This is a genomic window from uncultured Methanobrevibacter sp. (assembly GCF_947166415.1).
In the GTDB taxonomy this organism is placed as follows: domain Archaea; phylum Methanobacteriota; class Methanobacteria; order Methanobacteriales; family Methanobacteriaceae; genus Methanocatella.
On sequence record NZ_CAMVEE010000022.1, the window covers coordinates 24,955 to 31,462 of the forward strand.

Annotated in this window: 7 protein-coding genes, 1 tRNA gene and 1 pseudogene; all 9 read left to right on the forward strand. The window is 36.9% G+C overall.

The genetic code is table 11. The features are described 5' to 3' along the window. The first annotated feature begins 26 nt into the window (after positions 1-26). Positions 27-404 (forward strand): hydrogenase maturation nickel metallochaperone HypA, encoded by a 378-nt coding sequence (gene hypA / locus Q0W25_RS06110; protein ID WP_297828035.1) that lies wholly within the window; start codon positions 27-29, stop codon positions 402-404. Positions 405-421: 17 nt separating this feature from the next. Further along, positions 422-1,078, forward strand: coding sequence for a hydrogenase nickel incorporation protein HypB (gene hypB, locus Q0W25_RS06115; protein WP_298520225.1), 657 nt, complete (start codon positions 422-424; stop codon positions 1,076-1,078). Positions 1,079-1,093: 15 nt separating this feature from the next. Further along, positions 1,094-2,125 (forward strand): DUF354 domain-containing protein, encoded by a 1,032-nt coding sequence (locus tag Q0W25_RS06120; RefSeq protein ID WP_298520228.1) that lies wholly within the window; start codon positions 1,094-1,096, stop codon positions 2,123-2,125. 55 nt (positions 2,126-2,180) lie between these two features. Next, positions 2,181-2,253 (forward strand) — tRNA-Ala (locus tag Q0W25_RS06125). Positions 2,254-2,291: 38 nt separating this feature from the next. Then, on the forward strand, positions 2,292-3,374 hold the full coding sequence (locus tag Q0W25_RS06130; RefSeq protein WP_297828041.1) for a hypothetical protein: 1,083 nt from the start codon (positions 2,292-2,294) through the stop codon (positions 3,372-3,374). A gap of 11 nt (positions 3,375-3,385) precedes the next feature. Continuing rightward, positions 3,386-3,844: a DUF1890 domain-containing protein gene (locus tag Q0W25_RS06135; RefSeq protein WP_298520231.1), complete on the forward strand. Its 459-nt coding sequence runs from the start codon at positions 3,386-3,388 to the stop codon at positions 3,842-3,844. 1 nt (position 3,845) lies between these two features. Continuing rightward, complete coding sequence (locus tag Q0W25_RS06140; protein ID WP_297828045.1) at positions 3,846-4,160, forward strand: DUF1894 domain-containing protein; 315 nt, start codon at positions 3,846-3,848, stop codon at positions 4,158-4,160. After that, positions 4,157-5,101, forward strand: coding sequence for a methionine synthase (locus Q0W25_RS06145; protein WP_298520236.1), 945 nt, complete (start codon positions 4,157-4,159; stop codon positions 5,099-5,101). Before Q0W25_RS06140 ends, Q0W25_RS06145 begins: the two co-directional genes overlap by 4 nt. Before the next feature lie 938 nt (positions 5,102-6,039). Further along, positions 6,040-6,508, forward strand: a pseudogene (locus Q0W25_RS06150) (hypothetical protein); the annotation flags it as partial.

The window sequence follows — 6,508 nt, forward strand, 5'->3', positions numbered from 1 at the left end:
ATATTATATTATAGAGGAGAAATAAAATGCATGAATTATCAATGGCTCAAGGTATTATTAATGCAGTCATAGACACTGCTGAGGCTAATAACGCAACTGAAGTTAATGAAGTAACTGTTGAACTTGGCAGATTGGCTATGGTTAATCCGGAACAATTAAAGTTTATCTTAGGAGTTCTTGTGGAAAATACGATTGTGGAAGATGCGGAAATCAAATTTGAAGAGATTCCTGTAGAAGTCGAATGTTCCCAATGCAATTTCCATGGAGATGCAATCCTTGACGATAAGGACCATTATGCGCCAATGGTCAGATGCCCAAAATGTGATAGTCTTGCAGTTGAAATTCTCAATGGAAGAGATATTGTTGTTAAAAACATTGTAATAGAAAAACCTGATGAGGAATAAATTATAGGAGTGAAAATATGCACCAAATAGCTGATGTTGAAGTGGCAAAAAACATTATGGACGCTAACAAAAGATTAGCTCATAAAAATTTACATAATTTAGAGGATAACGGCATATTCTGTGTTGATTTTGTTGGAGCAATAGGTTCCGGTAAAACAACATTAATCGAGGAAATCATTGACAATACCGATTACAAAATAGGTGTTCTTGCAGGAGATGTAATCTCCAAATTCGATGCAGGACGTATAGAAAAGCATGACGTTCCTGTTGTAGGATTAAATACTGGTAAGGAATGCCACCTGGATGCCCATTTGGTAGGCCACGGCCTTCATGACTTGCCGCTTGATGACTTGGATTTGGTCATCATCGAAAACGTGGGAAATCTGATTTGCCCTGTCGATTTCGAATTGGGTTCCCATATGAGAATTGTGGTTGTAAGCGTCACTGAAGGTGACGACACTGTAGAAAAGCATCCATTGATTTTCCAAACCTCCGATGCTGTCGTAATCAACAAGGTCGATTTGGCTGAAGCTGTTGGCGCTGATGCCGACAAGATGGTTGAAGACGCCAAAAAATTGAATCCTAATGTTAAAATCATTAAATCCAGTTTAAAAGAAGGTTTCGGATTGGATGAAATCATCAAAGCTATTGATGAAAAGAAAAAAGGATTATAAGCAGTCGGTGGTTTCATGAAAGTATGGATCGACATTTCAAATGCGCCCCATGTCAGGTTCTTCAAGGATGTAATCAAATACCTTGAAGCCGAAGGCGAAGACGTAATAGTTACTGCAAGACAGTTCGGTGACATTCATAAGCTGATGGAACTCTATGACATTGACTTCATTTCTGTCGGAAAGCATGGCGTAAGCCTGTACGACAAGCTGAAGGAGTCAACATCAAGGGTTTACAATCTGGTGGATGTCATACATGACGAAAAGGTGGATGTTGCCCTTAGCAAGCATTCTATTGAACTTCCTAGAATCTCATTCGGTCTGGGAATTCCAAGTTTGTACGTACTGGACAACGAGCATGCATTGGCAGCCAACAAGCTGACCCTGCCTTTATGTGACAGAATCATCACTCCAAAAATCATTGACATGTGGAAACTGATGAAGTTCGGTGCCGATCCCAATACAATCATTTCATATGACGGAACTTCCGAGCTCATGCACTTCAAGAGCTTTGAATACAATGACCATATTTTCAATGACTTGAATCTTGATTTGAAATATCCTAAGACAATCATAATGAGGCCTGAACCTTCACTTGCTTCATATTTGGATGCTGACTGCAGAAAATCAGTATTGTCCCCTATCGTTGATGAGCTTAAGAACTTGGCCAATATCCTTATCATTCCAAGATTCAAGGAACAGGCACACATATTCGAAGGCATAGAAAACGTTCACATCCTCAAGCCTCCTGTAGACACTTCAAGCATAATCAAGAAATGCGATTTGATGATTGGTGCCGGAGGTACAATGAACAGGGAAGCTGCGATTTTGCAGACCCCGGTAATTTCATGTTATCCTGGCGATACCCTGTCAGTAGACCAGTACTACGTTAACAGGGGATTGATGTACAGGACAGTCAATACCGAAGAGGTAATCAACAAGGCATTGGAATTCATCGTCCATCCTCATGAAAAGATTGATGTGAAGACTGATGACCTGTTCCAGATTATTATAGATAACCTTTATGATTTGGCTAAGAATGGTAAATAGTTATTTATAGTAAAAATGTCATATATTATTATGATATTAAATTTTTAATTTTTTTGGGCTGGTAGCTCAGATGGTAGATCGTCGCCTTGGCATGGCGGAGGCCCCGGGTTCAAATCCCGGTCAGTCCATTTTATATTTTTAAAATAAACGAGATTGTGATTATAATATGTTATTAATAGCTCAAAATCATTTACAATTGATTGTAGAAGTTGCTGTAATGCTATTTGTTACATTAGTATTTTGTCTCAACTTGATTCCATTGTCATTAAGTGTAGTGACCTTCCTGTCATTATTCATCATAGGCGGTTTCACACTTCTTTTTGGAGCGGATATTGCATTACTCGTGATATCTTCAAGCCAGGCAGAATTCACTCACCCATTTGGACCAATAGCTTTGCTTGGAGCTGTATCAGCATTAGCAGCGCTGAAAGTCATGAAGGAATCGGGAGTCGATATAAGACCCCTCAGAAGATTTGTTATCCTATTCATTGCAGGAATCACCATATTCGGTGGATTGATGCACAGGTCTTTCCTGTTGTTATGGATTTTAGGTTTGTTTTTAGGTTACCTCATCATATCCAAATCATTCAGGGAAAAAACCGTCATTACAGCCAGAAGAGTTGGAATAGTATTGGGAGCTGCCTTTTTGGGTTTCATATCCCTTGAGCTCTTGGCAAGGATAACAGGAATGACTATCTTTTCACCTCTCCTGAGGTTCGGAAGGATTGAGCAGTATTCAGCATCAAGTATTAAAACAGTATTAAATAACATCCAATTAATCGGACACAGCGGTAAGGCTTCATATTGGGGTGTTGAAGGAACGGCCTTTGCTGAAGGTTACATCACTCTGCCGATGCAGCTGGTATTGTTCTTCGGTTTGCCATTCCCAATGTTTTTCGGTATCCTGGTAAACCAAAAGGATACAATCGACTATATGCTTCCGGGAATATTCGGATACGGTTTTGACTTCGGATATCTTGGATTGATTGGACTTATGGTATTTGTGCTTGGAACAATAGTCATTGGTTTTAAGATATTGACAATGTACAGAGAGAAAAGAGAGAAAAACAACAAGAAATATCTCGGAAGAGAAGTATTGTTAACAGGCGCATTAGCGGCATTTTGTGCACAGGCTTTAATCGGCCTATTCATATTTAACAGAACAATCAACGGTATGGCATTATTAACATTCATATTCATAGGCGCGCTGATTCTAGCTAATGTAGTCACACTCAAAACCAGATCGTAGGGAGAGGTATTATGAAAGCATTAGTATTATTGGGATGTCCTGAAACTCCATCACAAACTCCGATGGCAGTTTATGTCTTCAACAAATTGACCAAAATGGGTTATGATGTCACAATAGCTGCCAATCCAGCGGCATCCAAATTAGTTAAAATATCCGACCCTGAAGGTTTCTATAATCTTAATATAGTTGATTTGGAAAGAAGTTTAGGTGAAATCAACGAAGGGGATTATGATTTGTTGGTCGGCTTTGTACATAAAGACGCGGCAGCCTCATTTTTCGTAACATTCGACCAAATCCTGAACACAAAATCCCTTGCACTTGTATTTTCAAGGGATGCGGATGAAGTGGCTGAATTTGTTAGCATGATTGAGGAAAGCGGAAGCAATGCCAAAATAGTTTCTGTAAGAGCGTTCCACAATCCTTCTCCAATCAAGGTCAAATTCGACAAAGCAATTAAGGAGTTTGAATAAAATGTCATTCTGTTTAGATACTTACCTTCAACAATCCGATAACTACGAGATTCACGCATCAAAGGCAGGTTTTAAGGACTGTGCAATGATTATCCGATTCAAGGCTGATGATATTGTATACATCAAGCCTGGAGATGAGGTCTTAGGCGTTAGAGTCATAGGCATTCCTCCAATTCCAATCGGTTTCGACAATGAAAAGGGAACTGTTTTTTTACCGTACACAAAACCTTGCCACGGAACTTCAGTGGTTGAATTGCCGATTGATGCAGAAGAAGTCGAAAAAATCAGAAAACTTGATACCGGTAACAAAAAATGAGATCTACAGTTGTAGGTAGCTTTCCGGCTGAGGAAAGCTCACCGTCTAATTTTAAGGATAAATTGCTCAATGCATTCGGTTCATACGACCCCTTCAAGGAAGCAATTAAAAGCAGCGTCATCGCACAGCTTGATGCAGGCGTAGATATAGTCTCTGACGGCCAGGTAAGGGGAGATATGGTTTCCATTTTTACAAGATACATTCCTGGAATGAAGCTGGAGGACGGAAACACATTCATCGTTTCAAAAATCAGAAGGCCCACCCAGGAAATATCAATCAGTGACCTGCTATATGCCAAGAAGGTCATGAAGGAGTATTTCGGAGGCAATATTCCCGAAGGAAAAGGAGTCAAGGGGATAATTACAGGTCCGAATACCATAGTTCATTCCTCAAGAATCACTTCATTTTATAAGAATAAGGAGGACGCCATAATCGATCTTGCACATTCGCTTAAATTCGAAGTAGATGCAATAATTAAAAAGGTTAGTCCTGTTTATATCCAAATAGATGAACCTTTCTTGTCAACAGGCATGGTTGACATGAAAGTTGCCAAAGAAGCAATCGACATCCTACATGAGGGCATGGAAATTCCGCTTGGAATGCATGTTTGCGGCACACTTGACAATGCATTCAAGGATTTGGCCAACTTCAATGTTGACATTCTTGACATGGAATTTGCAGGAAACGACGTAAATCTTGGCGTTCTTGAAAAGAATTCTGCTTTGATTGGAAATAAGAAAATAGGATTCGGATGTGTGGATTCTTCTGTAAATGAAGTGGATGACATTGAAGATATCGACTATCTTGTTTCAAAGGCAGTTGACATTGTCGGCAAGGACAATCTCTTGCTTGATCCTGACTGCGGTTTGAGAAGGGCGCCAAAGGATGTTGCCTTTAAAAAGCTGGAACTGATGAACCAGATTAAGGATAAGTACAGCTGATTTTTTTAAGTTATGAATGTTCACAATTAACGTTCAATAATTTTTTCTTTTTTTTTTTTATTCAATGTTCATTTTTAGAGGTTAATGTTGATGAAGCGAATTTTTTCAAAAAGTCTTCAACTTCGGGTTTTGACCTGCTTTTGAAAAGTGAAGTAAATGATTTTTGATTGAATCATTTCGGCAATTTCTTGAAATTTCACCCAAAAAATTTGGATAGGTATAATTTTTTTGTGCATGAATCTGGAGATGTTGATGTGATCCTTAAGCAGCTGAAAATGAAAGATTTTTCCCGATTTTTTCTACAATAGAAAATTTTTTTTATTCTATTAGATACTGTTTTGTTTAGCTATTTTTCATTTTTTTATTAGTTTGCATTTATATATTTTCTATTTTTTTTAATAATATTATTTCATTTGTCAGTTAAATTAAACTGCGGTATTATTGATTTTTCATCTGATATATTTCATGCTGTTTATGAACAGATTAATTTTTTTCAGCCATGTTTCTATTTATGTTTTGAATTTTATCTTTTATTTTTTTTAAGAAATATCTTTTGCCCTACTTTTTTGTAAATAAATTGCAACAAAAAATCTCAAATATATTATACATTCAATATGTTAAAATATTATTAAAGGTAACATTCTTTTAACTGTAAGAAAAAATTTACTTAATTTGAATAATTTATGTTACATATTTTCCATTTTGTTTAGAATATATTATAAAATCTAAAATTTATTCAATAAAAATTAATCTATTGTAGACATACTTTTATATAACTATATTTTTTATGTATAATATGTAATAGTATACTTGCTGTTCAATAGGGTTTTCTATTCGATGGGAGTATATGGGTATTCAAATTGTTAAAAGAGGTTAATTAGATGGTAAATTTTAGACATATAAAATTTTTTACAATAATTTTCATTCTCATAATCTCTATGAATTTTGTAATGGCGAGTGATGGAGCTGATGATAATTCCATCATCGCCCAAGAAAGCGAAGCGCCAAGCATTATTGGCGATTCGAATAATATAGAGGTTTATGTTGATCCAAGTCAAAGCGGAGGGGGGAATGGTACTAAGGATTCTCCTTACAACAGCATTCAAGCCGCTTTAGACAACTTGGATAGTGGAAAATCGAATACGATAATTTTGAAAGACGGAAATTATACGGGTGAGTCTAACTCAAGGATTTCACTCATAGGAAACTTGACTATAAAAGCTGACGAAGGTGCAAAACCGATTATTACTGGAAGTGGTTCCAATGACTATTGGACCTTGACAGGTTCCAATGTTTTATTGCAGGGGATTACATTCATTTCTAAAGATGTATCTAATTCAGATAAAGGATTTATTACAGCATCTAATATTGGAAATTTAACCATTTCCGGTTGTACCTTTGAAAATA